At 71.9% G+C, this 22,480-nt stretch carries 22 protein-coding genes and 1 pseudogene; 10 read left to right on the forward strand and 13 right to left on the reverse strand.

Features of this window, described 5'->3' with window-relative positions; translation table 11 throughout:
* Positions 1-14: 14 nt before the first annotated feature.
* On the reverse strand, positions 15-3,194 hold the full coding sequence (locus EJ357_RS03495; protein WP_126388484.1) for a cytochrome P450: 3,180 nt from the start codon (positions 3,192-3,194) through the stop codon (positions 15-17).
* A 141-nt stretch (positions 3,195-3,335) separates the two neighbouring features.
* On the opposite strand from EJ357_RS03495, the gene EJ357_RS03500 reads away from it, so the two are divergent.
* Complete coding sequence (locus EJ357_RS03500) at positions 3,336-3,977, forward strand: PAS domain S-box protein (protein WP_126388486.1); 642 nt, start codon at positions 3,336-3,338, stop codon at positions 3,975-3,977.
* Between the two features lie 326 nt (positions 3,978-4,303).
* Complete coding sequence (locus EJ357_RS03505) at positions 4,304-4,798, forward strand: FBP domain-containing protein (protein WP_126388488.1); 495 nt, start codon at positions 4,304-4,306, stop codon at positions 4,796-4,798.
* A 15-nt stretch (positions 4,799-4,813) separates the two neighbouring features.
* Here the strand turns inward: EJ357_RS03505 and EJ357_RS03510 are convergent, their stop codons facing one another.
* Positions 4,814-6,175 (reverse strand): erythromycin esterase family protein, encoded by a 1,362-nt coding sequence (locus tag EJ357_RS03510; protein WP_126388490.1) that lies wholly within the window; start codon positions 6,173-6,175, stop codon positions 4,814-4,816.
* 288 nt (positions 6,176-6,463) lie between these two features.
* Here EJ357_RS03510 and EJ357_RS03515 point away from each other — a divergent pair, with 288 nt between their 5' ends.
* The 3 genes from EJ357_RS03515 (at position 6,464) to EJ357_RS03525 (ending at position 10,191) form a co-directional block, all read left to right on the forward strand.
* The gene (locus tag EJ357_RS03515; protein ID WP_126388492.1) at positions 6,464-7,717 is read left to right on the forward strand and encodes an FUSC family protein; all 1,254 of its coding nucleotides are present in this window, start codon (positions 6,464-6,466) and stop codon (positions 7,715-7,717) included.
* A 44-nt stretch (positions 7,718-7,761) separates the two neighbouring features.
* Positions 7,762-8,820 (forward strand): hypothetical protein, encoded by a 1,059-nt coding sequence (locus EJ357_RS03520; protein WP_126388494.1) that lies wholly within the window; start codon positions 7,762-7,764, stop codon positions 8,818-8,820.
* 150 nt (positions 8,821-8,970) lie between these two features.
* Positions 8,971-10,191 (forward strand): lactonase family protein, encoded by a 1,221-nt coding sequence (locus tag EJ357_RS03525; RefSeq protein ID WP_175647296.1) that lies wholly within the window; start codon positions 8,971-8,973, stop codon positions 10,189-10,191.
* On the opposite strand, the gene EJ357_RS03530 is transcribed toward EJ357_RS03525, so the two are convergent.
* Both EJ357_RS03530 and EJ357_RS03535 read right to left on the reverse strand, forming a co-directional pair.
* On the reverse strand, positions 10,159-10,884 hold the full coding sequence (locus tag EJ357_RS03530) for a DUF2470 domain-containing protein (RefSeq protein WP_126388496.1): 726 nt from the start codon (positions 10,882-10,884) through the stop codon (positions 10,159-10,161). The two genes, EJ357_RS03525 and EJ357_RS03530, sit on opposite strands and share 33 nt — an antisense overlap.
* A 95-nt stretch (positions 10,885-10,979) precedes the next feature.
* Positions 10,980-11,588 carry a TetR/AcrR family transcriptional regulator gene (locus EJ357_RS03535; protein ID WP_126388498.1) on the reverse strand — a complete coding sequence of 203 codons (609 nt, stop codon included), beginning with the start codon at positions 11,586-11,588 and terminating at the stop codon, positions 10,980-10,982.
* A gap of 115 nt (positions 11,589-11,703) precedes the next feature.
* Between EJ357_RS03535 and EJ357_RS03540 the strand changes: the two genes are divergently transcribed.
* Positions 11,704-13,224, forward strand: coding sequence for a cytochrome P450 (locus EJ357_RS03540; protein ID WP_126388500.1), 1,521 nt, complete (start codon positions 11,704-11,706; stop codon positions 13,222-13,224).
* Here EJ357_RS03540 and EJ357_RS03545 read toward each other — a convergent pair.
* The gene (locus tag EJ357_RS03545; RefSeq protein ID WP_126388502.1) at positions 13,186-14,016 is read right to left on the reverse strand and encodes a pentapeptide repeat-containing protein; all 831 of its coding nucleotides are present in this window, start codon (positions 14,014-14,016) and stop codon (positions 13,186-13,188) included. The two genes, EJ357_RS03540 and EJ357_RS03545, sit on opposite strands and share 39 nt — an antisense overlap.
* A 160-nt stretch (positions 14,017-14,176) precedes the next feature.
* Here EJ357_RS03545 and EJ357_RS48095 point away from each other — a divergent pair.
* Positions 14,177-14,305, forward strand: a pseudogene (locus EJ357_RS48095) (DUF5999 family protein); the annotation flags it as partial.
* Between the two features lie 151 nt (positions 14,306-14,456).
* Here the strand turns inward: EJ357_RS48095 and EJ357_RS03550 are convergent.
* From EJ357_RS03550 to EJ357_RS48100, 5 genes are all read right to left on the reverse strand, one after another.
* Positions 14,457-14,765: a hypothetical protein gene (locus tag EJ357_RS03550; RefSeq protein ID WP_126388504.1), complete on the reverse strand. Its 309-nt coding sequence runs from the start codon at positions 14,763-14,765 to the stop codon at positions 14,457-14,459.
* Positions 14,755-15,489: a hypothetical protein gene (locus EJ357_RS03555; RefSeq protein WP_126388506.1), complete on the reverse strand. Its 735-nt coding sequence runs from the start codon at positions 15,487-15,489 to the stop codon at positions 14,755-14,757. Before EJ357_RS03555 ends, EJ357_RS03550 begins: the two co-directional genes overlap by 11 nt.
* 273 nt (positions 15,490-15,762) lie before the next feature.
* Positions 15,763-16,569, reverse strand: a complete 807-nt coding sequence (locus EJ357_RS03560; RefSeq protein WP_126388508.1) for a hypothetical protein — start codon at positions 16,567-16,569, stop codon at positions 15,763-15,765.
* A 59-nt stretch (positions 16,570-16,628) separates the two neighbouring features.
* A complete protein-coding gene (locus EJ357_RS03565; RefSeq protein ID WP_126388510.1) occupies positions 16,629-18,995 on the reverse strand; it encodes a DNA primase family protein in 2,367 nt (788 codons plus the stop codon).
* Positions 18,992-19,159 (reverse strand): hypothetical protein, encoded by a 168-nt coding sequence (locus tag EJ357_RS48100; protein ID WP_175647298.1) that lies wholly within the window; start codon positions 19,157-19,159, stop codon positions 18,992-18,994. Before EJ357_RS48100 ends, EJ357_RS03565 begins: the two co-directional genes overlap by 4 nt.
* 389 nt (positions 19,160-19,548) lie before the next feature.
* Here EJ357_RS48100 and EJ357_RS03570 point away from each other — a divergent pair, with 389 nt between their 5' ends.
* From EJ357_RS03570 to EJ357_RS03580, 3 genes are all read left to right on the forward strand, one after another.
* On the forward strand, positions 19,549-20,379 hold the full coding sequence (locus EJ357_RS03570; protein ID WP_126388512.1) for a hypothetical protein: 831 nt from the start codon (positions 19,549-19,551) through the stop codon (positions 20,377-20,379).
* 145 nt (positions 20,380-20,524) lie between these two features.
* Positions 20,525-20,860: a hypothetical protein gene (locus EJ357_RS03575; protein WP_126388514.1), complete on the forward strand. Its 336-nt coding sequence runs from the start codon at positions 20,525-20,527 to the stop codon at positions 20,858-20,860.
* A gap of 20 nt (positions 20,861-20,880) precedes the next feature.
* Positions 20,881-21,063, forward strand: coding sequence for a hypothetical protein (locus EJ357_RS03580; protein ID WP_126388516.1), 183 nt, complete (start codon positions 20,881-20,883; stop codon positions 21,061-21,063).
* A gap of 90 nt (positions 21,064-21,153) precedes the next feature.
* Here the strand turns inward: EJ357_RS03580 and EJ357_RS48105 are convergent, their stop codons facing one another.
* From EJ357_RS48105 to EJ357_RS48110, 3 genes are read right to left on the reverse strand one after another with little or no spacing between them, the layout of a single operon-like run.
* Complete coding sequence (locus tag EJ357_RS48105; protein WP_175647299.1) at positions 21,154-21,312, reverse strand: hypothetical protein; 159 nt, start codon at positions 21,310-21,312, stop codon at positions 21,154-21,156.
* Positions 21,309-22,328 (reverse strand): protein transporter Sec31, encoded by a 1,020-nt coding sequence (locus tag EJ357_RS03585; RefSeq protein ID WP_126388518.1) that lies wholly within the window; start codon positions 22,326-22,328, stop codon positions 21,309-21,311. The genes EJ357_RS48105 and EJ357_RS03585 overlap by 4 nt, the downstream gene beginning before the upstream one ends.
* Positions 22,312-22,476, reverse strand: coding sequence for a hypothetical protein (locus EJ357_RS48110; RefSeq protein ID WP_175647300.1), 165 nt, complete (start codon positions 22,474-22,476; stop codon positions 22,312-22,314). Before EJ357_RS48110 ends, EJ357_RS03585 begins: the two co-directional genes overlap by 17 nt.
* Positions 22,477-22,480 lie beyond the last annotated feature (4 nt).

The raw sequence follows: 22,480 nt of genomic DNA on the forward strand, positions 1-22,480 counted from the left end.
CCCTCCCCTGCCGGTCAGCCGGCCGCGTACACGTCCTCGACGTAGCGGCCGTCCGCGATCAGCCCGTCGAGCCACCGCCCGGCCACCGCGTCGTCGGCGCCCGGCGTGCGCTCCCGGTACAGCGTACGGAACGCCTCCCGCACGCCCGGCGCCATGCGCGAGCCGTCCCCGCAGACGTACACCCGGGCGCCCGCGCCGAGCAGTTCCCAGATCTCGTCGGCCTCGGCGGCGATGCGGTGCTGCACGAAGGTCATGCCGCCTTGCGGGGCGGCGCTGAAGGCGGGGCGGAGCGATACGGCACCGGCGGCCTCGGCGGCGCGCAGTTCCCCGGCGTGCAGGAAGTCGGCGTCGGGGGCGTCGCAGCCGAAGTAGCAGAGGGCCGGGGCGAGTTCGGCGCCTGTGGCCAGGGCCGCCGTACGGTCGGCGATCGCGCCGCGGAAGGGGGCGAGGCCCGTGCCCGCCGCGACCATGACGACCGGGGTCGAGCCGTCGATCCGGAAGACCTCCCGGCACGGCTGGACGCGGGCGTACACCGTGTCGCCGGGCCGGACGGAGGTGAGGTATCCGGATCCGGTGCCCCGGTAGGTGCCCTTGCCGGAGCGTGCGGGGGCCTGGAGCAGGGAGATCATCAGGTCCGCGTGGCCGGGGTCGGCCGCCGGCGAGGAGGAGATGGAGTAGTGGCGGGGGCGCAGCGGGGTGAGCAGGTCGAGAAGCGTCGGCCAGTCCAGGGCGCCGCGCAGCGCCGGGAAGTCCTCGATCACCTCGACCAGGGTGCGTGGGTCGTCGGTCAGGTTCGCCAGCGCCATGCGCTCCGGCGGGCAGGGGTTGGCGGCGGCGAGGACGGAGAGCTGGGACGCGCTCGGACGCTCCTGCAACTCGACGTGGTGCGCGAGGAGTTGACGCACCGTCAAGGGCCGGTCCAGCGCGAGGCCGTCGCGGCGCGGGCGGGTGGCGCGGATGTCCAGGACGGTGTCGAGGTCCACGCCGAGTGAGGCGGCGGCGCGGTCGACGAGGTCGGGGGCGTTGGCGGGCAGGACGGTGAGGTGGTCGGCGGTGCGGTAGGTGACGCCGTCGGACAGGGCGACGCGGACGAGGCGCTTGCGGCGGGCGTGGCCGGGGGCGGTGAGGTCGTGCGCCTCGGTCACCGTCATGGGGACGAGCCCGTGCCGTTCGGCGAGGGCGTCCAGGGGGCCTCCGGTCAGGGTGCGGACCTCGTAGGCCGCCGTGGGCTCGTCGATCCCGTCGGCCGCTGGCGCCTCCGGGTCGCCGTACTGCTCCAGGAGGGCCGTGCGGAGCCGGGCCGTGAAGTCCCGCACCGCGCCGGTCAGGTCGCCGGAGGCGTCGGCGGCGGCCCGGTCGAGGAGGCGGGTGGCGCCGAGTCCGGCGAGGCGGTCGTCGAAGCGGGTCGGGACGTGCTGGTAGGTGGCGGCCCAGTTGCGGTCGCCGACGCCGAGGACGGCGTAGGTGACGTCCGTCGCGTCGCCCGCCTCCTCCAGCCAGGCGGCGAAGGCGGTGGCGTCGTCGGTGGGGCGGCCGTTGTAGGAGGCGGCGGTGATCACGACCGGGCGGTCGGTGGGCAGGCCGCCGGCGTAGGCGTCGAGGGGCGCGACCTGTGTCTCGCAGCCGATCGCGGCGGCCTCGTCGGCGAGCCGGTCGGCGAAGTCGCGGCAGGTTCCGTAGTTGCTGCCGTGCAGGAACAGGGCGCTGGTGCCGGGGCGGACACGGGCGGGCAGGGCGGCCGTGTCGGTCACGGCTTCCGTGGTCGCGGGGGCGGCGCCGGGCAGCGGGGTGTGCAGGCGGTCGGCGGGGGTGCGCGGGGCCAGGGTGAGGGTGAAGCCGTCGGGCTTGAGGGTGAGGGTCTCCTTGACCGTGAGGCGGTAGTCGGCGTGGTCGCGCAGCCGGTAGCGGTGGACCAGCATCGCCAGCAGCATGGTCGCCTCGTGCAGCGCGAACTGCCGCCCGATGCAGGCGCGTTCACCGGTACCGAAGGGCTTGAAGGCGTGCACCGAGCGGGCCGCCTCGGCCTCCGGCGTGAAGCGGGTGGGGTCGAACAGCTCGGGATTGTCGCCCCAGACCGGCTGCCGGTGCAGCATCGGCGCGAGCACGGTGACGGACTGCCCGGCGCGCAGCGGGACCCGCCCGCCCAGCATCGTGTCCTGGAGGGCGTGGCGGCTGAAGGCGGCGGCCGTGGGCCACAGCCGCAGTGCCTCGTTGAGGACCTGGCGGGTGTAGGTCAGCTTGCCGACCTCGTCGTACGTCGGCTCGGGGTCGGCCTGCCCGCCCCACAGCTCGTCGACCTCGCGCTGGACCAGTTGGAGTGCGGTCGGGTGCTTGGCGAGGTAGTACAGCGCGAAGGACATCGCGCCGGAGGTCGTCTCGTGGCCGGCGATCAGGAAGGTGATGACCTGGTTGCGGATGTTGGCGGCGTCGAGGGTGGTGCCGTCGGCCGGGTGTTCGGCGCTGAGCATGAGCCCGAGCAGATCGTCGGCGGCGCGCTCGTCGGTGCCCGCACGGGAGGCGATGACGTCGTCGACGACCCGGGCGAGGTAGGCGGAGTCGTCCCGGAAGGCCGCGTCGGCCGCCGAGTGGTCCTCGCCCGGGACGCGGGCCAGGCGGTACATGCTCCACTCCAGGCAGCGGACCATCGCCTCGACGAAGGGGTGGGGCTCGGCCCTCTCGAAGGAGCCGAAGTCGTAGCCGAAGCCGGCGAGGCCGATGGTGTCGAGGGTCATGCGGGTCATGTCGTCGGCGACGTCGACCGGCTGTCCGGCGCGGGCGTCGCGGTCCCAGGACGCGATGAGCCGCCGGGCCACCTTCACCATCACGGGGTGGTAGGTACGCATCGAGCCGAGCGCGAAGGCGGGCATGAGGATGTCGTGCGCCTTGGCCCAGTTCGGTTCGTCGTTGTACGCCGTGAACAGGCCGTCGGCGGCGAACTCGCGCACGTTCTCCAGGGCGGGCCCGACGTGCTTGGCGAACCGCTTCTCGTCGGCGAGGTCGGCCACCAGGTCCAGGTCGGCGGTGAACAGCACGTCCCGCCCGTGCAGCCGCCGCACGAGCACCGGCCCGTGCTCCCGCATCAGGTCCATGACCTGCTGGATCGGGGTGCGGCCGGGGCCGACGGCGGTGATGTCGACGACGGGGACGTCGGGGAGGGTGTCGGTGGTCTGCGGGTGCGGCGCGGTGGGGGGCATGGCGCGACAACTGCCTTTCGCGGTACGGGAGTACTGCGATCCAGCGTGATCGACCTGCCCCGGCCACCCGCACCCCGGCACTACATGATTATGTAGTCCATGGAGGTACGTCGGCCTTGCGTCGAGTGACCGGAGGTGCTGGTGGACTGGTCCCGCCCGGAGGCCGTGGTGTGGCGCAACCGCGCCCTGCTGGTCTTCGACCGTGTCTCGGTGCCGGTCGCGGTCTGTGATGTGTACGGCGCGGTCCAGCTGGCCAATCCCGCGATGGCGGCGGAGTGCGGTACGACCCCGGGGCGGTTGCGCGGCAGGGACGTGTTGGAGCTGTTCCGGCCGCAGGAGACGACCCAGGTGGAGCGGATCGCCGAGGCGCTGCGGCTGCGGCACCGCTCGCGCTACCAGGTGTCGGTGCGCTGGCAGGCGCCCGACGGCGCGGAGCGCTACGGGGAGCTGACGGCGGACCCGGTGAGCGACACCGTGGAGGACACGCCGGCGCTGCTGGTGATGCTCCGGGTCCTGGGCGAGCGCGAGGCCCGGGAGCGCAGGCCCGCCCAGGCTTCGCCGACGGAGGCACGCATCCTGGCGCTGCTCGCCGGAGGCGCCACCACCGCGCGGGCCGCCCGGGAGACCGGCCTCACGGTGGACGGCGTGAACTACCACCTGCGACGCCTGTCGACCCGGTGGACCGCGGCGAACCGTACGGAACTGGTCGCCCGCGCCTATGCGCTGGGCGTGCTCGCCTGCGGGGTGTGGCCGCCGACGCCCACGGTTCCGGAGGCGGAGTAGGCCGCGCGCTGCGCGCTTCGACAGGTCGGCGAAGCGCACGCCGGTGCGGCGCCCTGAAGGGGCCCGGGGCTGAATCAATATGCGGCTCCGCCGCGCGGGCGCGACCAGCCACGACGGTGCCGCGGACGAATGACGGCACAAGGCACTTCCAGCGGGGCGTCCCGCTCGTCCGGCTCTCCCAGCGCCGGCGGTCGCCGCCGGGGTGGGCGGTGACCCGACAAGGCCGAAATTCACTGGCTCCCCCTCAACTGGCTGCCTACCCTAGCTCTGAACCTAGTGCCTCTAGGTTTCACCGACCGACCGCCCACCAGCCCCTGGAGAGCCCCATGAAGCCGCTCACCGAGCAGGACATCCGCAACTCCTTCATCAACTGCTCGAAAGGGGAGGCCAAGCGCCTGTCCGTACCGCGTGATCTCGACGAACGCCCTTGGGACGACCTCGACTTCCTCGGCTGGCGGGATCCGGGCGCGCCCGACCGCAGCTACCTGGTCACCGAACGGGACGGCCGCCCGGTGGGCGTCACCCTCCGCTTCCCGTCCTCGCAGCGCGGCTTTCTGCACCGCAGCATGTGCTCCCTGTGTCTGACGACGCATCCGGGAGGCGGCGTTTCCCTGATGACGGCCCGCAAGGCGGGCGTGGCGGGCCGTGAGGGCAACTCGGTCGGCGTGTACATGTGCACCGACCTCGCGTGTTCGCTCTATGTCCGCGGCAAGAAGTCCCTGGAGTCCGGGACCCGCTTCGAGGAGAGCCTGACGGTGCAGGAGCAGATCGCCCGGACCGCGGGCAATCTGGCCGCCTTCGTCGACAAGCTGTACGTCTGAGGGGGGCGCCGCACCTCACCGGTCCCGCAGCCCGGACGCCTCCACCTGGTGCAGATGGATCAGGACGTCGTGGCTGCGGGCGAGCGCGATGTCGTGCGGCCCGTCCGGGTAGGCGGTGCCGATACTGCGCGTCGGCCGGGCCTGCCGCAGCCAGTCGCCGGCCGGCGCCCCGACGGACCGCAGGTCGAGCAGGTAGTCGCGGTACCGCACCCGGTCCAGGGTCCGCTCGTTGCCACCGGGGGGCGCCGGGCCCAGCGTCCAGCGGCGGATGACCTCGTCGTCCAGGCCGGTGGCGTTGAAGGAGCCGTGATCGAAGGTCAGGCCGACGCTCACATAGCCCGTGCCGAGGCTCTCGCGCAGGAACGCGCCCTGCACCTTCGGGTTCTCGGCGGGCTCCTCCGGCACGTACCCGACGTGGTTGTTGTGCGCCGACAGCAGCACCTTGGTGCCGGTGTGCCGCTGCCACCACACCACGTTGGCGGCCATCGCGCCGTCGCGGTAGCGCATCGCCGCGGCGACCTCCGCGGGGTCCTCGAAGTCGAAGGCGTACTGCCGGGCGGTCTGGTCGATCACCCTCGCCTGCTGGACGGCCCACAGGTACGCCTCGCGATCGGCACCCTCGTACGCCTCCCGGCCGGCGCCCGGGACCTGCCGTTGCAGCAACCGGAGCGCCTCGCCCGTGCGCTCCGCCCGCTCCTCGCGCTCGGCGTACGGCAACCGCAGGTACTGCTCGATGTACGCGCCGGTCCGCACGGTCGGCCGCAGACCGCGGTAGAGCGCGGCGAGGCGGGCGCTCAGCTCGGGGCGGGCGCCGGCCACGTACTCCTCGACGGCGTCGTACAGCTCGGGCCCGGACCAGGCGATGTCGTCGCCCGTGAAGCGGACGGGGTCGCCGGGGTGCCGCACGTTGTAGGCGCGCATCCACTCGACGAGCCGCAGACAGTCGGTGTTGTTCCACCACAGGTAGTCCCGCTGGAACTCCTCGCGCATGACGCGCCGGGGGTCGCCCTTGCCGTAGAGCACGTAGTCGTTCAGGCGCGCACCCGTGCTCCAGGGGACCTCCAGGGCGAAGGTGCGGAAGCCCTTTTCCGCGACGAGGTGGCGCAGGACCCGGTCCTTGAGGGCGAAGAAGTCGTGCGAGCCGTGGGTGGCCTCGCCGAGGCCGACGACCCGGGCGTCGCCGATCATCCGGTCAAGGGGGCGCAGATCGCCGGTGCCGCCGCCTGGCTCGACCGTCCGCAGGGGGTGGGCGGCGCGGTCGAGCGCCTCGACGACCGTGGTGGTGGCGGCCGGTGTCGCCGCGGCCGGGATGCTGGTCGTCAGGGCGGCGAGGATGATGAACAGGGTCAGGGCTAATACCGTCCTATGCCGTTTCATGATCCAAGACTTGCGCTCGGAGGCGGTCGGGGGCCATCCGGCGGTCCTCCGTCCTCGGAGGCGGACAACCTCGGGGTGGCGGCGGGGGTTTTCCCCAGTCCCGGCCCGATCGACCCGCGGTCCCGGACCGGTGAACCACCCGGCCTCGTGCGGGTGTCCACGATCACCAGCCCGCCCTCTTGCCGTACTCCGGTCGCTGCGATCACTCTGGGGTGCCTTGCGGACTGTTACGGTCCGCATTCGGTGTGTCGGCAGCATCTGTGACAGTGGAAAGGGAACGGCCCGAGGATGCCAGACGTACGTGAGGGGACGGCGTTCCAGGAGCGGCTCGGGAAGCTGCGCCGGGATCCCGTGGTGGTCCAGACGCTGCGGTCGGCGGCCGCGGCGACGATCGCCTACGTCATCGCGCTGCGCCTGAGCCCCGAGGCCGCGCCGCTGACCGCACCGCTGACCGCGCTGCTGGTCGTCCAGGTCACGCTGTACGCCACGCTCACCAACGGGATCCGCCGGGTGAACTCCGTGGTGGCCGGCGTGCTGGTCGCCATCGCCTTCAGCCTCCTGGTCGGCCTGACCTGGTGGAGCCTGGCGCTGCTGATCGTGGCCTCGCTGGTGGTCGGGCATCTGGTGCGGGTCGACGAGTACGTGCCCGAAGTGGCGATCAGCGCGATGCTGGTCCTCGGCGTCACGACCGTCGGGGACACGGCATGGGCGCGGATCCTGGAGACGCTGATCGGCGCGGTGGTCGGGCTCGGCTTCAATCTGCTCCTCGCGCCACCGGTGTGGGTGGAGGAGGCCGGTGAGTCGCTGGAGGGACTGGCCCGCCGGCTGCGGCAGTTGATGCTGCGCATCGGCGAGGAGGCCGCCGGACGCCAGCCGTTCGAGCAAGCCGCGGCACGGCTGCACGAGGCACGCCGGCTCGACCACGACATCATCGAGGTCGACGCGGCGCTCAGGCAGGCCGAGGACAGCCTGCGGCTCAATCCGCGCGTGCGCGACAGCCTGCTGCACCGGGTGGTGCTGCGCACCGGACTGGACACGCTGGAGATCTGCACGGTCGTCCTGCGGGTGCTCGCCCGCACCCTCACCGACCTCGCGAAGGAACGCGAGCCCGAGCCGCTGTTCGCGAAGGAGACGGGCGCCGTCGTGGAGCAGTTGCTGTCCGAGATCGCCGACGCGGTCGTCAGCTTCTCGGTGCTGGTCACCACGCACGTCAGCAGCAACGCCGACGCGGCCGAGTCCCGGCTGTCCGCGGAGTTGCGCACGGCCGTGGGCACCCGCGACAAACTCGCCCTGCTGCTGCGCGAGGAGGCCGAGCGCGAGAGCGGGCACTGGCAGTTGCACGGTGCCGTCCTGACCGAGGTGAACCGCATCCTCGACGAGCTCGACACCGAGCACCGCTCGCGTCGCCTGCTGGAGGAGCTGGACCGGGTGTCGCAGGAGCAGCGGGTGAGGATGCCGCGTCTGACCCGGCTGCGCGAGCGCATGGGCGTTCAGGAGCAGCTGTGGGGGAACCGCACCGGCATCAGCGAGCGTTCTCGGTAGGGACGCCGGGACGGGGCCGGCGCCTGATGCGAGGGAGCGCGCCGATGGCCGACACGACCGTACGGATCGACGGAAACACGCTGCGGCTGCCGGGCGGTGTGGCGGTGCGGTTCATCCGCACCCTGCGGCTGCCCGAGTCGGGCACGCATCCGCTGCCGCCGGGGCTCGGCGAGTTCCCGGTCCGGCGGGTCGCGGACTACGCGGACACGGTGCCCGAAGCGTGGCGGGCGCGCGGCGGTGTGATGCTGCCGGTGTATCTGCGCGAGGCGATGTGGCTCAGCTTCGGCGGCACCACGGAGCCCGCCGCACTCCAGGTCGGGGTGGGCAAGGTGTGCGCGGTCTCGGGGAAGCCGTGGAGCGAGCGGCTGTCCCGCAGGCCGCAGAACTACCTCGTATTGCCCCGCCAGCCTTGGCTGGACGGCATCAACTCCGGGAAGGGCACGGTCCGCCAGTTCGTGGCGGTGCCGCTGGGGCTGGGCGCGACCGTCGAGGGCCAGGTCACGGGCGAGGAGGTCTGGGGCGGCGTTCAGCTGCAGTCGTTCCCGCTGACGGAGCCCCGGCTGGCCGAGTGGCGCGCTGAGGAGCGGCGCCGGGCGGAGCTGGCGCGGGCCGTCGCGCCCTCGGGCGGTTTCGGTGCCGCGCTCCCCATGGCGGCACCGGCTCCCCAGGGCGCGGTCCCGGCACCGGCCGCCGCTCCGGCAGGTCGGCGGTCCCGGGCCGCCGCGGCGATGGGCCTGGGCGTCGGCGGCTCGATGCGGCAGGAGGTCTACGAGGACGACCGCCCGCTCGCGGACTGGGCGGACCGCCCCGCCGGGCGGGTCTTCGTCCACCTGGTGACGCCTCCGCAGTGGCGCCGCATCACCGGTGAGGCTCCCCCGCCGTCGCCGGTGGACCGGGCGGCGTACACACGCGCGGGGCTGCCCTGGTTCGACTACTACGACCAGGACGCCGAGGACCTCGCCCCCACGGACACACTGGAGTCGGTGAAGCCGGTCGGCGACTGGCTCGGCGACGACCACGAGCCCTGGCAGGCGCCTGCGCCGGGCCAGGTGCAGCCGCTCAAGGACGCGCAGGGGAAGCCGGTGCAGGACGGCGACTGGTAGCCCTCGGGCATCATCCGCCGAACAGCTCCGGAAACCGCACCTCCAGCCGTTGCATCCTGCGCAATGGGCGTTGCTCTTCTTGCGCTCGGCGGGTGATCCACGCCAAGGTTGCTGTCGCGACCACGACGACCGACGACCTGAGGTGTGGACATGGGCAGTGGTGGGCTGAGCAGGCGCCGATTCGTCGGCACCATGGCGGGATCGGCCGTCGGCGTGACGGTCCCGGCGGCCACGGCGTGCGACGACGCGCCCGCACCCGCGGACCCGGCCGACACGGCGACCTCCGGCACGACGACACCCGAGGCGCGTCCGAGCGCCCAGACCGAGAGCCGCAAGCCCTCCGGCCCGCACCCCCTCTACCTCGGCACGTACACCTCCGCCGAGGGCGGCGGCACGGGCATCGGCCTCGCCACCTACGACCCGGTCACGGGCCGTGTCACCGGCACCGGGACGATCACCGGCGTCGCCGACCCGTCGTACCTGGCGCTGCACCCCGACGGCCGGACTCTGTACGCGGTCAACGAGCGCGATGACGGTGCCGTGACCGCCGTCCGCGTCGCCGACCGCAAGGTTCTGGGGAGCCGAGGCACCGGCGGGGCGGCACCCTGCCATCTCTCGGTGCATCCGAGCGGACGCTGGCTGCTGAGCGCCAACTACGGCACGGGCAGCGTGGCCGTGCACCCCATCGCCGCCTCGGGCGCGCTCGGGGAGCGTACCGACCTGGTCACGCATTCCGGTCCGGCGCCGGGACCGGGCCAGGAGGGCCCGCACGCCCACCAGTTCGTCACGAGCCCCGACGGCGGCCACGTCCTCGCCGTCGACCTGGGCACGGATACCGTGTACACCTACCGCCTCGACCAGAAGGCGGGCACGCTGACCGAGGTCGCGCGGGCGCAGACGGAGCCGGGGGCGGGCCCGCGCCATCTCACCTTCCACCCGGGCGGGCGGTACGCCTACCTGGCCAACGAGGTCGACAACACCGTCGCGGTGTGCGCGTACGACGCCGGCACGGGCCGGCTGACGATCGGCGAGGAGCAGTCCACGGGCACGGGAGCGGGCACCAGCTATCCCGCGCAGATCGTGGTGACGAAGAACGGCCGGTACGCCTACCTCGCCAACCGGGGCCACAACAGCCTCGCGCGCTACGCGGTGGAGGCGGACGGCGCCCGGCTCCGGCTGCTCGACACGGTGCCGGTGTCCGGGGACTTCCCGCGGCAGCTCGCCCTCTCGCCGGAGGGCACGCTGCTGTTCGCGGCCAACCAGCGGTCGAGCACCGTCAGCGTCTTCCAGGTCGACGAGGACAACGGTGAACTGCGGCTCGCGGGCGAACCGTTCGCGTCACCCGTCGCCGTCTGTGCGCTGCCGCTGTAGAGCCCGGGGGCAGGAGGCGGCGCCGGCCTGGGCGAGCAGGACGTGCATGCGCTCGGTGAGCTGTGCGACGTCGTCGGCGGGCCGGTGGAAGGCCAGTCGTACGTCTGCCTGGGCACGGGCGCGCTCGATGCGCAGCGTCAGTCCGTGCCGGTCGACGGCGAGGGGCTGGACGCGCACGGCGCCGTGCAGGCTGTCGGACTCGACGAGGCGGGTGAGCCGCTCGACGGCGTCCGGGTGGCAGTCGGCGAGGTGGCTGAGCAGCCGGGCCTCGGCGGTGGCGAGCGGGTCGGGCGCGGCGGCGGCGAACTCGTCGAGGTCGACGACCACGGCACCGGACGGCAGGCGCAGCACCGCCCGCGTCGCCCGGAAGGCGAGCCTTCCCTCCTCGGGGGTGAACCAGCCGGACAGCCAGAGCCGGGCGCGGATCCGCCCCCGCACCGGCACGGGGGCGACGTCGGCGAACTCCAGGACGGCGGACGGCTCTCCGCGGGGTGCGCAGATCGTCGCCGCGACGAGCACACTGTCCTGCGGGACGTCCAGCAGGACGCGGCCGTCCTCGGTCACGGTGTGCGCGCCGACGAGTTCTTCGCGGCAGCCCTCCGCGATCACCGCGCAGGACCACGCGGCGGCAAGCACCGACCGGGCACGTTCCGCCGCGGAAGGCGCGGCCGCCCAGGTTTGGCTGTCACCCATCCCATACCTCCTTAGGTAAGCCTTGCCTAACCTATCGAAGATCGAGCCGCACGCCAACCGGGCCAGGCGATCCCGTGTGATCTCTTGGGATGCACTCAGGGAGCGATGACACCCAACAGCGCGCGGGCGCACAGGTCGCGCACCTGCTCGCGGGAGAGCTCGGAGTCCCTCAGCCACTCCAGACAGACGGCGGTGATGAACGCCAGCCAGCCCCGCACGGCCAGCCGGACATCCGGCCGACCCTCGAAGACCGGGCCGAACTCGGGGTCCGCCGCCATCGCCGCCAGGATCTGCTTCTCCTGCGCGGCCAGGGCGCGTTGGTAGACCTTGCGCACGGACTGGTCACCGGCCGCGTCGGCGCGATGGAAGGCGCGGTAGCCGTGGGCATGGGCCTGGACGTACTCCAGATACGTGTCGAGACCCGCGGCGAGTTGCTCGCGCACCGGGACTCCGGGCACCGCCGCCGTCATCCGCAGCATGCGCTCGCTCTCCCGCTCGACGACGGCCGCGAAGAAGTCCCGCTTGGTCGGGAAGTAGTGATAGAGCAGCCCGCGTGAGACTCCGGCGATCTCGGCGACCTGCTCGATCCACACCTCGTCGTACGGACTCTCCGAGAACAGCCGCGCCCCGACCGCGAGCAGCTGCTCACGTCGCTCCGCGGTGCTGAGCCTGCGGCGGGTGCGCTCGCCCTGGTTCGCGGCCATGCCCGCACTTTACTTGACGTGGATTCAGCGGCGGGACCAGACTGAACGCGTTATTGAACCCACGTACAAATAGCGCTGCGTCGCATGGTGTCGCCGGATCAAGGGAGATCGCGTCATGGCGGAGACGACGACCGGGAACGGGCTCCCGAAGGGGTTCCGCAGCGCGGAGCAGGGCTGGCCGGAGCTGCACCGCATACCGCATCCCCCGCACCGGCTCCCGCTCCTCGGCGACATACTCGGAGCCAGCAGGCGTACACCGCTGCAGGACTCCCTGCGGTACGCCCGGGAGCTGGGGCCGATCTTCCGGCGCAGGGCGTTCAACAGGGAGTTCGTGTTCGTGTGGGGCGCCGGACTCGCGGCCGACATGGCGGACGAGTCGCGCTTCGCCAAGCATGTCGGGCTCGGCATCGCCAATCTGCGGCCGGTCGTCGGGGACGGCCTGTTCACGGCGTACAACCACGAGCCGAACTGGCAGTTGGCGCACGACGTCCTCGCCCCGGGATTCAGCCGGGAGGCCATGGCGGGCTACCACCCGATGATGCTGGCCGTGGCCGACCGGCTCATGGACCACTGGGACCGCGAACTGGCCGCGGGCCGGACGGTGGACGTGCCCGGCGACATGACCAAGCTGACCCTGGAGACCATCGCGCGCACCGGTTTCGGGCACGACTTCGGCTCCTTCGAGCGTGCCCGTCCGCATCCCTTCGTGTCGGCGATGGTCGGCACGCTGACCTACGCCCAGCGGCTCAACACCGTGCCGTGGCCGTTCCTGCTCCGGCGTGCCGCGCGCGGCAACCAGGCCGACATCGCCTACCTCAACCGCACGGTCGACGAGCTGGTCCGGGCCCGTACGGCGGGCGGCCGGGGGGACGGGGACCTGCTGGACCGCATGCTGGAGACGGCCCATCCGCAGACGGGCGAGCGGCTCTGCGCACAGAACGTCCGGCGCCAGGTGATCACCTTCCTGGTGGCCGGCCACGAGACGACCTCGGGCGCCCTCTCCTTCGCCCTGCACTATCTCTCCCGCCACCCGCAGGTCGCGGCCCGCGCCCGCGCCGAGGTGGACGACGTCTGGGGCGCCACCGCGGTGCCCGGCTACGACCAGGTGGCCCGGCTGCGCTACGTACGCCGCATACTCGACGAGTCACTGCGGCTGTGGCCGACGGCGCCCGCCTTCGCCCGGGAGGCCCGCGAGGAGACCGTGCTCGGCGGGGCCCACCCGATGCGGCGGGGCGCCTGGGCGCTGGTGCTCACGGCGATGCTGCACCGCGATCCCGCAGTGTGGGGCGCGGACGCCGAGCGCTTCGACCCGGACCGCTTCGATCCGAAGGCCGTACGCACGCGTCCGCCGCACACCTTCAAGCCGTTCGGGACGGGGGCGCGGGCCTGCATCGGGCGCCAGTTCGCGCTGCACGAGGCCACGCTGGTGCTGGGTCTGCTGCTGCGCCGCTACGACTTCCGGAGCGACCTGGCCTATCGGCTGCGGGTGACGGAGAGACTGACGCTGATGCCGGAGGGGTTGCGGCTGCGCCTGGAGCGGCGGGCCACGCCCGCGCCCGTGGCGTCAGGCCCCTCCCCCGCCGTCGAGGACGCGCCGTCAGAGCTCCGCTGTCCAGTGCACCGGGCGGCCGACTGACGCCGGCAGCCGGGTGCCCGCGCTGCCGCGGGCCGCGTTCAGCTGGGGCTGGGTCAGGAAGAAGGCACCCGTCAGATCGGCGTCCGTGAGGTCGGTGTCGCGCAGGTCGGCGCCGATGAGGTCCGCCCCGCGCAGGTCCGCGCCGGACAGGTCGGCGGCGATGAGGTAGGCACCGCGCAGATTGGCGCCGCGCAGGTCGGCGCCCTTGAGCCGGGCGCCGATCAGGTCCGCGCCCCGGCGGTTCTTCTTACGACCGCCGATGCCGGCCCGGGCCAGCTCGCTGGTCTGGAGCAGGAGCACGTTGACGTCCTGCCGGTGCGCGGCCACATCCAGCGCCGCGAGGTCCTCCGGGGCCTGCCGCGTGAGCTCTTCGGTCTTGTCCAGGATGCCGCGCAGTTCGGCGTGGAGGGGACGGGCGGCGGGCAGGGTGAGCGCCTCGGTCAGGTACCAGAGCAGTTCGTGGAGCTGGCGGACGACCGGGAAGACGTCGAACATCCGCCGGGCGTGCGCGCGGGAGCCCGTGCGCCAGTCGTGCCCGGCGAAGGTGACCTGCGAGACCTTCTGCCCGGCGCCGAAGCAGTCGTAGACCGTGCAGCCCGTGAAGCCGCTCTGCCGGAGCCGGGCGTGGATGCCGCAGCGGTGGTCGTCCTGGAGGTTGCGGCAGGGCGTCCCGGCGTCCTTGTCGAGCGCGAAGTCCGCCGAGGCGGTGAAGGGCAGCGCCACACAGCACAGCCCGAAACAGTTCGCGCAGTCTCCGCGCAGGTCGGTGAGGTGGCCGGGGTGATCTTGCATGCCCTCCAGCCTAATGTCCGCCCCGCCACGAAAACTCACCGATGAGTTCCAAGCGCTGTGGGGGTCCTCTCATACAACGGAAAACAAACTCGGCTACCACTGAGATACGGCCCGACGAAAACAGGAGCACCGACCCGCGAACGAACCCCAGGGAGACGTCATGTGCAGCCACCAGCCCCCGTGCCCCACCGCCGACAGCCCGGACCATCAGACCGCCGTGATCATGTCGGCCCACCCCGAACAGGGCTGGAGCCTGCTGTGCAACGGCACCATCGTCTTCGACGAGTCAAGAATCCAGGTAGGACCCCCTTAGCGACCTTACGCTGAGCTACCGGGCTCGTTCCGCATCACCCCAGGTCAGAGCGGTTTACAGTCGCTAATCGGGACCACCGAGCGATCTTGGGCCGATTTAGCAAAATCGCTACGCCTCGTAACCGGCCTCAGCGGCTGCGGCGCGGGTCGTTCAGCGTGTCCCAGCCGCCGGGGTCGTGCACCGAGGAGCCCCGGTCGACCACGCGGTTGAAGGATGAGCGCTGGAGCCGGGCGCGCAGTTCCGGCGGCCAGGTGGCGATGGCCTCCGCGTCCGGGTCGGCCGGGGCGGGCTCGGCCGCCGGGGTGCGCTCAGCCGACTGGAGCCGCTTGTACTCCGCCGTCAGCCGCTGCGCCTCCTCGGCTGCACCGGGGGCGTTGGGGTTGCGGGCGATCTCACGGAGCCGCTTCTTGATCTGCTTGCGGCGGTCAGCCTTCATCGTCGTCCTCCAGGGAGCCGAACTCGTCCTCGAACTTCGCCAGTTGAGCCAGCACGGCGTCCGCACCGTCCGGCTCGCGGTAGCGCGGAAGGGGCGGAGCCTCCGGCGCAGCGGCTGACGGGCCGGGCGGCAGGGCGAGCTGCGGCCGGGGTGCCTCCGGCGCCGGGCCGGGGTCTTCGCCGCCGGTCGAGCGTAGGTGCCAACTGGCCAGCTCCAGGGCGTACTGGGTGAGCTTGGCCCGGAAGGCGCCGTCCAGATCGGCGGCCCTCAGCGCATCGGGGATGACCTTGAGCAGCACCTCAACGACGTCGGTGGCCTCGTCGTCGATCCGGCGCTCCAGAGCGATGGTCATGGCCTCGGGCGCGTCCGCGCCCTTGAGCTTGCGTAGGGACTCCTCCGCCCGCAGGCAGCGGTCCCACGCCCGGCCCCAGGCGTCGGAGCCCTTCTCCGCCGTGGCCACGACCGCGTACGCCCGGCGGAACAGATCCTCCAGGCGGACCTCACGCATGGCAACGAACTCGTCCGACGCGCGCTGAGTACGGGTGCGCAGCAGGTGCGTCAGCCGGTCCTGCACGGTGGACTTCGGCATGCCGACCTCGGCGGCGATCCGGCGGACGGGCAAGCCCGCAGCCGCCAGGCCGATGATCTTGTCGTCGATTTGTCCGGCGTCCGGCGCAGGTCCAGGCTCGTGTGTCCGGGCGGCCTCGTCCGGCGGTGCGCTCATGGTCGTCTCCGTTCTGTGGGGCGGGTGGGGCTAGAGGTGAGCCGGCAAAGACCGCACCGGACAGTCCGGGTGGTGGCACGGTGGGCCGCACAGGTCGGGGGCGCAGTACGGCTCACCCATGCACGACCGGGGCTCCTCCGGTTCGCGCGCCGGGCAGCCGACGTTGTGCTCGTCCGCCGGGCAGCGGGGGTGCATGAAGCAGCGAGTCGGGATCACGACCGAGGCTCCTAGGGTGGGGTGGAGGCCGGGCCCGGTATGGGCGGGCCCGGCCGGTCAGACGGCGATGAAGAGCTGAGGCAGTGCCTTGACGGCCGTGAGTGCGTCGGCGACCCGCTGGCGGCGGGCGGCCTCGTCCTTCGCCTCGTCCAGGTGCTCCTGGTACAGGGCGTCCACCTCTTCCGGGGAGGGCACCGGGCCGAGAGCCTCCACCACCTCATCGAGCCGCTCCCGGGCCTTCCGGGTGCGCTCGGCACGGTCCGCCGTCCACTTCTGGACCACCTGGGCGCGCTGCTCCTCCGACACGCCGGGGGAGACGGGGTAGGGGTTGTGGACGGGCTTCTCTTCCTCCTCGACCGCCGTGCGCCAGGAGAGGTACGCCCGCCATGCGTCACGTACCCGGATGTCTTCCGGCGCGTCGAGGATCACTGAGAACGGGAAGCCGTCCACCCGGTGCCGGACCACCACGGCATCGTCTTCACGGACGAGTTCGGGCAGCTTGCCGCCGAAGTACCGGCCGCGCCCGGCCACGACCTCACGCGCGTGCGCCTCAAGGAACTCCTGGCCCGCCGCGCTCCAGTAGGCCCCCCGGCAGTCATAAGGCTGCGAGACGGTGGCCCGCAGCAGCTCGCCGTCGCGCTGCCAGACGACGTGCCGGTGAGGTTCCCCGTCCGCGCACTTGTCGGGGTGGTAGTTGACGAAGCCCCACGGGGTGCCGTTCAGGGTGCCGTCGTGGTTGATCAGCGGCTCCTCACGGAGCTGCCGGAACACCGACTGGGTCACCTGCTTGCCCCCGAGGGTGAGCGTCTTCACTTCGATCGTCGCCGTGGTGATCACGGCGTTCTGGGTGGTGAGTTGCGGCATGATCGTTTCTCCGTTCGGGATGGGGCCGGGGAGCCCGTTTGGCTCCCCGGCAGGGTGGGTCAGGCACCGGCTTCCCGGCGCCCTCGAATGCAGTGCGGCTGGTGCACCGTCGCCGGGCACTGGGAATCTCCCCGGCACAGCCCGTGGCCCCGTTCCACGGGCTCGAAGGGACGGGTTCCGTTCACGGCCGGGTCTCCGGTGCTTCCGGCGCTTTCGGCTGTTCCCGGCGACAACTGCTCACGACTCTCTGAGCGGTGCACCCCGTTTTCATCTCCCGCGCGTGTCCCCAGTTGTGGAGAAAAAGAGCCGGAAGTGCCGGGGAGGTTGATCTCTGGGGCCGGTGTGGCGGGCGTGGTCTCCCGCTTCCGCCGGACGTTGAAGCCGCGCGCTCCGCTGATCCTTACCTCGGTCACTCCGGGGCACGTCTTCAGCCAGGCGCCGAACCGGTTGCGGCCGAGGGCGCCCACCTTCTGGGACCCTGCCCAGATGTCGAAGAGGTCGTGCACGGCCTTGAGGCCCATGCCGCCGGGGCACTCGGCTCCGGTCTTCGCCGGGATGATCTCCAGCTCCTCGGTCACGAACAGGCGCACCCGGTTGGAGTCGGTCTCGAACTTCCTCTGCACCTCGGGCAGCGTCGGCAGGTACGCGCCCCGGACGGTGCGCCGCTGCCACGCCCTGACGAGCCGGACGAGGATGCCCTCCAGCTCGGCCATCATCTTCCGCTCGATGTCGGGGTCCTCGTGTCCGGCGAAGCTGTTGCCGAACCAGAACGGCTTGATCCGCGCGAAGTAGGCTCCATGCCCCTCGCCCACCTGCGGCAGCTCGTTGGCCGAGAAGGCGAACAGGGCCCGGTTGGTGAACTTGAACGGCTGCTGGTGCTTGCGCTCGGCGCTCACCTGGTCCTCGCCGGTGAGCATCTTGAAGATGGACAGGTCTTCGACGTCCTGGCCGGACAGGTCGGCCGCCGCGTTCAGCATCTGCCCGTACAGCTCGGCCGCCTTGAAGCGGTTCACGGACAGCTCGTGCAGCGTGACCGCCGACGTGTTCGCCGCGCCGACGACCCCCGTGGCAATTCGCAGCAGGGTCGACTTGCCGGACCGGGTCGGCCCGAACAGGAAGGGGTTTCTCAGCGGCGTGCGGCTCGGGTCGAGCATGGCCGACAGAGTCTCCTCCAGGTCGTCCATCTGGCCGGGGCACGCCTTCTTCAGCCACTCCTCGTAGTGGGGGCACTTCGCGTCGGCGTGCCACTCCACCGGGATCTGCTGTGCCGACAGGTAGTCGGGGCTGTGCGGCTTCAGTTCGTTGGTGATCAGGTTGAGCATCCCGTTGGCGCAGTTGAGCACCGGCTCGTCCTGCTTCTCGGGGATGACCCGGCCCTCCTCCCGCAGCCGGGCGACGGCAGACTGCTTCACCGACTCCAGGTAGGTGCTGCGGTGATCGTTGCCGAGCAGGACCGCCACCTTGGACACGAACGCCTCGGCGTCCGCCTCGTACACGCCGTTCTTGTAGAGGGCGATCACGCCCTCCCGGGTCAGGGCGGCCGGGGCCTGGTTCAGGACCGTGTCGGCGAGGTCTTTGACCAGCAGGCCGTTCGCGTCGAAGAACCCCGCCGCCCGGCGCCGGGGCTTGTTCGGCAGCTTGCCGTTCGCCCGCTTGACCAGCCGCTCGATGTACTTGCTCCGGTGCTCCTCCGCCTTGCGCCCGAGCACATCATCGATGCCCTCACGAGCGCGTGCCTCGGACGCGCGGGCGAACTTGACGGGCTCGTCGGCCCCGTTGTCGGCCAGGGTCCCCTGGAGCCGCTCAGCGGCGTCCCAGACGTCCCTGTTGTCGGCCAGGTCGGCGTCGAAGAACACGGCCACCTCGCGCCCCTCGGCCCAGGAGAGGTCTGCACCGCTCCAGGTCCAGCAGCCCGCCGTGATGATCACGCCGTACCCCTCGGGGGCGTGCCGCGCGAGGGCGAGACCCTGCTTCGTGCCCTCCGCCATGAGGTCCGGGTTGCCGCTCTTGGGGTCCCGCAGCCGCCACAGCGCCGGGCCGCAGTCGGCCGGGAACAGGTACTTGAGCGGCCGTCCGTGCTCGTCCTTGCGGGTGGGGCTGTCCGGCCGGTACTGCGGGATGCGGCGCCCGGCGCCGTCGTCGTAGACGAACAGCATCCCCGGCCCGTCCCAGGCCCAGCGCAGCTCCTCGGGCAGGTCGCCCCGGGCGTGCACCGGCTCGACACCGTGCTCGCGCGCGAAGTCCTCCGTGAGGGCCGACTTCTCCAGGGCGGTAAGGCTGGCCTCGGTGAAGGGGACCGAATTACCTCCACCGGTCGAGGTAATTCCGGCACCGCTCTGGGTATGCTTACCAGTGACGTCGGTGGTGGCGTCCTCTTCTGCGATAGCCGGGGTTCCCAGGCCCCGGCTTTCGTGTGCCTGGGTCATTCCGCCGCACCCCCGGAAACGGGGCGCAGCAGCGTGCGCAAGCGCGCTATCTGGGCGTCGGTGAGTTCCGGAGCGCGGTCGACGATTCGCGTGATGTAGCCGTCCAGCGAACGCGCCGACACGGCACCGCCTTTACGGCGGGCCTCCCGCGCCTTTTCGCTCATGGTGTACTTCCTGGGCACTGCGGCCTCCACGAAGATCGAGTGTCTTCGCGGGCCACCTGTGCCTTCAGGCATCCGCTCGTACGGCGTTCCCAGCTTCGGGACGAGGTTGGCATCCCCCACGGGTCGGTGCCCGGCTGATCCCGTCGCCCGTTCCGGGGAACAGGCGCTGCACCTCAATTCTGCCCCGACTAACCCTTGACTGAAACGCCCCAAACGCCGGGCGCCGAAGTTTGTAGGTTCCTATTTATCTTCATCGACTTAATTCTGATTTAGATAAAGGAGCCTCCCCCTGACCCGACGCAGATCATCCAGACATTTGGGGGAGGCTCATAACCAGCATAAGCTAGTAGCGCTACCTTTCCCCTCCGCCGCAATCTCGGGGTGAATTGATGGATGAAATACCCGTCGCCGAAGCGGCCCGCCGACTCGGCCTTACCGAGTGGGCTGTGCGCAAGATGATCACCGCCGGTCGGCTGCTCAACCGGGCGCGCTCCGGCCCGGCTCTGGTCGCCGCCGCCGACGTCGACCGCATCCGGTCCGACCGCCGGACCGAGGCCCTGCGCCGTCACCGCGACCTGACCGCGTTCGCTCGTGCTGTGGACGGCCTGCTGCACCCCCTGATGACGAGCACCCCGCTCGGCGCCACGGGGTCGGGCTTCTACCTGCTGCCCACGGGGCGGGACGCCCTCAAGGTGCTGCCCCCGGACGCGTTCGCCGTGTTCGGCCGGGACGTGCTGGAGGCGGCGGCCGTCAGGGATCAGCTCCGCCGGGACGGTGCGTGCCCGACGTGCTTCGCGCACATGGCGAGTCGGGTGCACCAGACGCACCCCCCGGAGAACGGCCAGGCGTACCGCGCGCTACTGGGTGAGCCCTGTCCCGTGGACGTGCGGCGGTTCGCCGAGCAGACTGCGGAACGCCGCCGGACGGCCGACCGCCAGCGCCAGGCCGACACCGCCCGCCGGGCCGAGGCCGAACGCGACCATGCACGGGCGGAGTTCAGCGCGGCGCACGCGGCGGCGGAGACAGCCGCTCAGCGCGTCCGGAGCGCGGCCCGGCACCTGGCAACGCTCGACCCCCAGATCGCCCGGGAGGCGACGGCTCAGGCCCGTCGGCGGGGTGCGTTCAAGGCGGCCTCCCGGTTCCCGGACTGGTGCACCTGCGACGCCGACCGTCAGTGCCCCCGGCACGCAGCAGCCGACCGACGGGCGGCCCGGCGGTGAGCGCGGAGCGGTGCGCCTGCGCGGGCTCGGGCCGCAACTACCGGCCGTGCCTGGAGCACTTCGCCGCCCTGTCCCCGGCGGAGCAGGCCCGCATCACTACCCGCCTCCGCATCTACAACCCCCGTCCGGCAAGGAGGAGTTGACCATGGACGAACAACGAGCCGAGATCGTCGCTCACGGCCGGGAAGCCCTGGCCGACATCCGCCGCGCCAGCGACGAGGCAGCAGCGGCGATCGTGCGCGTCGTCGAGCAGCGGACGGGGGTCAGCCTCGTGGCCGGGCCGCCGAGCGTCATGGACGCGAGCCGCGCTCAGCTCGCCGACGCCGACCGCCGGGCACAGCACGCCGTCGCGGCGATGGACATCGTGCTGCGCCGGTGGTCGTGGGGCGACGCGCAGACTCTGGGCGAGCTGATGCCCTCGCTGCCCCAGGACGTCCGCGAGGCCGTGGCCGATCACCTGGTGCAGGCGGGCCTCTCCTGATGGGCGGCGGGGTCGACGGCGTGAGCCCATTCCTGCGCCGTAAGGCGCTGCGCCACGTCCAGGCCAACCCTGGCCGCACCGCCGACGAGCTGATGGAGATGCTGTCGGCGTACGACCGGAGCCTGTTCGGCGGGGCGCTGCGGAGCCTGCGCGAATGCCGCCAGGCCCGCGTGGACACCGACGGGCGCATCTGGCCCGCCTGAGCTGGGGCGACCCCTTGCCGGCTCGATTCAACGAATCGACTAAATCCAAGAGCCCCGCACCGGTGATCGGTGCGGGGCTCGTGTCTGTCGTCAGAGGGACCCGAGGATGCCCGTGACGATGCTGCCGAACTCGGCGAACCCGCCCATGAGCAGCACGGTCGCCACGATGGCGATGCTGATCTTCAGCCGGTCGTTCTTGGAGGCCGCGAGCAGGATTCCCAGAGCGATGAGGCAACCGAACTCGATCACTTCTGCACCTCCTTCCGGGCGTCGGCGAGGTACCGCTTGCCGCTGGCCAGCGAGACCCCGAGCCGCTCAGCCACCTGAGCCCCCGTGAGCCCCGGCTCAGCCTTGAGCAGCTCAGCCACGCGCTCAGTGCGCTCCTGTCGCTGCACGCTGGCGGCGCTGAACCCGAACGGCTCCCGGGGCTGAGCCTGTTCGGCCTGCGCGGGCTCAGGGCGGCTCAGCCGGGGCTCAGCCGGGCTCAGCGGCTCAGGCTCAGCCGACGTGAGCCGCTGAGCCACCTGCTCCCCGGACTGGGCGATCCGGATCCGCTCCGCCGTGTCCTCCACCTCGGCCCTCAGCCGGTCCTCCGTCAGGCCGTCGGTGGCCGGGGTGCGCCACTCCAGTGCGCTGACGGATCCGGAGCCCTCCAGGGCGGCGGACTCCTCCCGGATCCGGGCCTCCTGCCGCTGGAGTTCGCGCCGGATGTCCACGGTGGCGAGCCGCCCCTCAGCCTCCGCCCGCTCAGCGTCGGCCCACTGCTGGGTGGCGGAGTCGAGCCGGGCACCGTTCGTCGTCATGACGATGTGCCACAGGCCCTTGGCGAGCAGGCTCACGGCCGCCCCGGCAATGCCCACCCACAGGGAGAACTCCACGGCCCCGTGTGCAGCGATCAGGCCCATGGAGAGCACCAGCGCTGCCCACCCCGCCCGGCGCGGCGCACGGGCACGCTGCGGGTTGTACTGATGCACCCACTCCAGGGCGAGGCAGCAGACCCACGCGCCGTCGAACACGGCCGCGATCATGTAGGCAGCCCACGGGGTGAAGGCCATCGACAGCAGGCCCCCGATGGCGAGGGCGGACCACACCACGGCCGCGAGGACGATCAGCGCGGCGAATGCCGTGACGGCCTGCTTCACCTGCGCCTTGCGGTCCGGCGGGGGCACCGGCAGCTCAACGGTGTACGTCTCCTGCACCTGGTGCGTCTTGCCGTCGATGGTCTTGGGCACCGTGCGCGTACGGGTCTCAGTCCTGGTCTGCATCGTCCTGGCCTCCCGTCAGGTCGGTGCGGAACGGCTCCAGGACGGCGGCGAGTTCCGCCGTCACGGCCTCGATCACGGGTGCCTGGGCGACGGCATCGGCCAGGGTCTGTTCGGCCCTCTCGCGGGCCTCCACGGCTTCCTGCACCATGGGG

It is taken from the genome of Streptomyces cyaneochromogenes (genome assembly GCF_003963535.1).
Lineage (GTDB): Bacteria > Actinomycetota > Actinomycetes > Streptomycetales > Streptomycetaceae > Streptomyces > Streptomyces shaanxiensis.

What these genes read in the sequence shown, in the direction of transcription:
- EJ357_RS48110 (WP_175647300.1), bottom strand. Translation starts at nt 22,476, where the DNA reads ATGGTGCAGGAAGCCGTGGAGGCCCGCGAGAGGGCCGAACAGACCCTG.
- EJ357_RS03510 (WP_126388490.1), bottom strand. Translation starts at nt 6,175, where the DNA reads ATGAAACGGCATAGGACGGTATTAGCCCTGACCCTGTTCATCATCCTC.
- EJ357_RS03555 (WP_126388506.1), bottom strand. Translation starts at nt 15,489, where the DNA reads ATGAGCGCACCGCCGGACGAGGCCGCCCGGACACACGAGCCTGGACCT.
- EJ357_RS48100 (WP_175647298.1), bottom strand. Translation starts at nt 19,159, where the DNA reads ATGAGCGAAAAGGCGCGGGAGGCCCGCCGTAAAGGCGGTGCCGTGTCG.
- EJ357_RS03505 (WP_126388488.1), top strand. Translation starts at nt 4,304, where the DNA reads ATGAAGCCGCTCACCGAGCAGGACATCCGCAACTCCTTCATCAACTGC.
- EJ357_RS03520 (WP_126388494.1), top strand. Translation starts at nt 7,762, where the DNA reads ATGGCCGACACGACCGTACGGATCGACGGAAACACGCTGCGGCTGCCG.
- EJ357_RS03550 (WP_126388504.1), bottom strand. Translation starts at nt 14,765, where the DNA reads ATGAAGGCTGACCGCCGCAAGCAGATCAAGAAGCGGCTCCGTGAGATC.
- EJ357_RS03545 (WP_126388502.1), bottom strand. Translation starts at nt 14,016, where the DNA reads ATGCAAGATCACCCCGGCCACCTCACCGACCTGCGCGGAGACTGCGCG.
- EJ357_RS03525 (WP_175647296.1), top strand. Translation starts at nt 8,971, where the DNA reads ATGGGCAGTGGTGGGCTGAGCAGGCGCCGATTCGTCGGCACCATGGCG.
- EJ357_RS03535 (WP_126388498.1), bottom strand. Translation starts at nt 11,588, where the DNA reads ATGGCCGCGAACCAGGGCGAGCGCACCCGCCGCAGGCTCAGCACCGCG.
- EJ357_RS03495 (WP_126388484.1), bottom strand. Translation starts at nt 3,194, where the DNA reads ATGCCCCCCACCGCGCCGCACCCGCAGACCACCGACACCCTCCCCGAC.
- EJ357_RS03575 (WP_126388514.1), top strand. Translation starts at nt 20,525, where the DNA reads ATGGACGAACAACGAGCCGAGATCGTCGCTCACGGCCGGGAAGCCCTG.
- EJ357_RS03570 (WP_126388512.1), top strand. Translation starts at nt 19,549, where the DNA reads ATGGATGAAATACCCGTCGCCGAAGCGGCCCGCCGACTCGGCCTTACC.
- EJ357_RS03540 (WP_126388500.1), top strand. Translation starts at nt 11,704, where the DNA reads ATGGCGGAGACGACGACCGGGAACGGGCTCCCGAAGGGGTTCCGCAGC.
- EJ357_RS03530 (WP_126388496.1), bottom strand. Translation starts at nt 10,884, where the DNA reads ATGGGTGACAGCCAAACCTGGGCGGCCGCGCCTTCCGCGGCGGAACGT.
- EJ357_RS03565 (WP_126388510.1), bottom strand. Translation starts at nt 18,995, where the DNA reads ATGACCCAGGCACACGAAAGCCGGGGCCTGGGAACCCCGGCTATCGCA.
- EJ357_RS03585 (WP_126388518.1), bottom strand. Translation starts at nt 22,328, where the DNA reads ATGCAGACCAGGACTGAGACCCGTACGCGCACGGTGCCCAAGACCATC.
- EJ357_RS03560 (WP_126388508.1), bottom strand. Translation starts at nt 16,569, where the DNA reads ATGCCGCAACTCACCACCCAGAACGCCGTGATCACCACGGCGACGATC.
- EJ357_RS03515 (WP_126388492.1), top strand. Translation starts at nt 6,464, where the DNA reads ATGCCAGACGTACGTGAGGGGACGGCGTTCCAGGAGCGGCTCGGGAAG.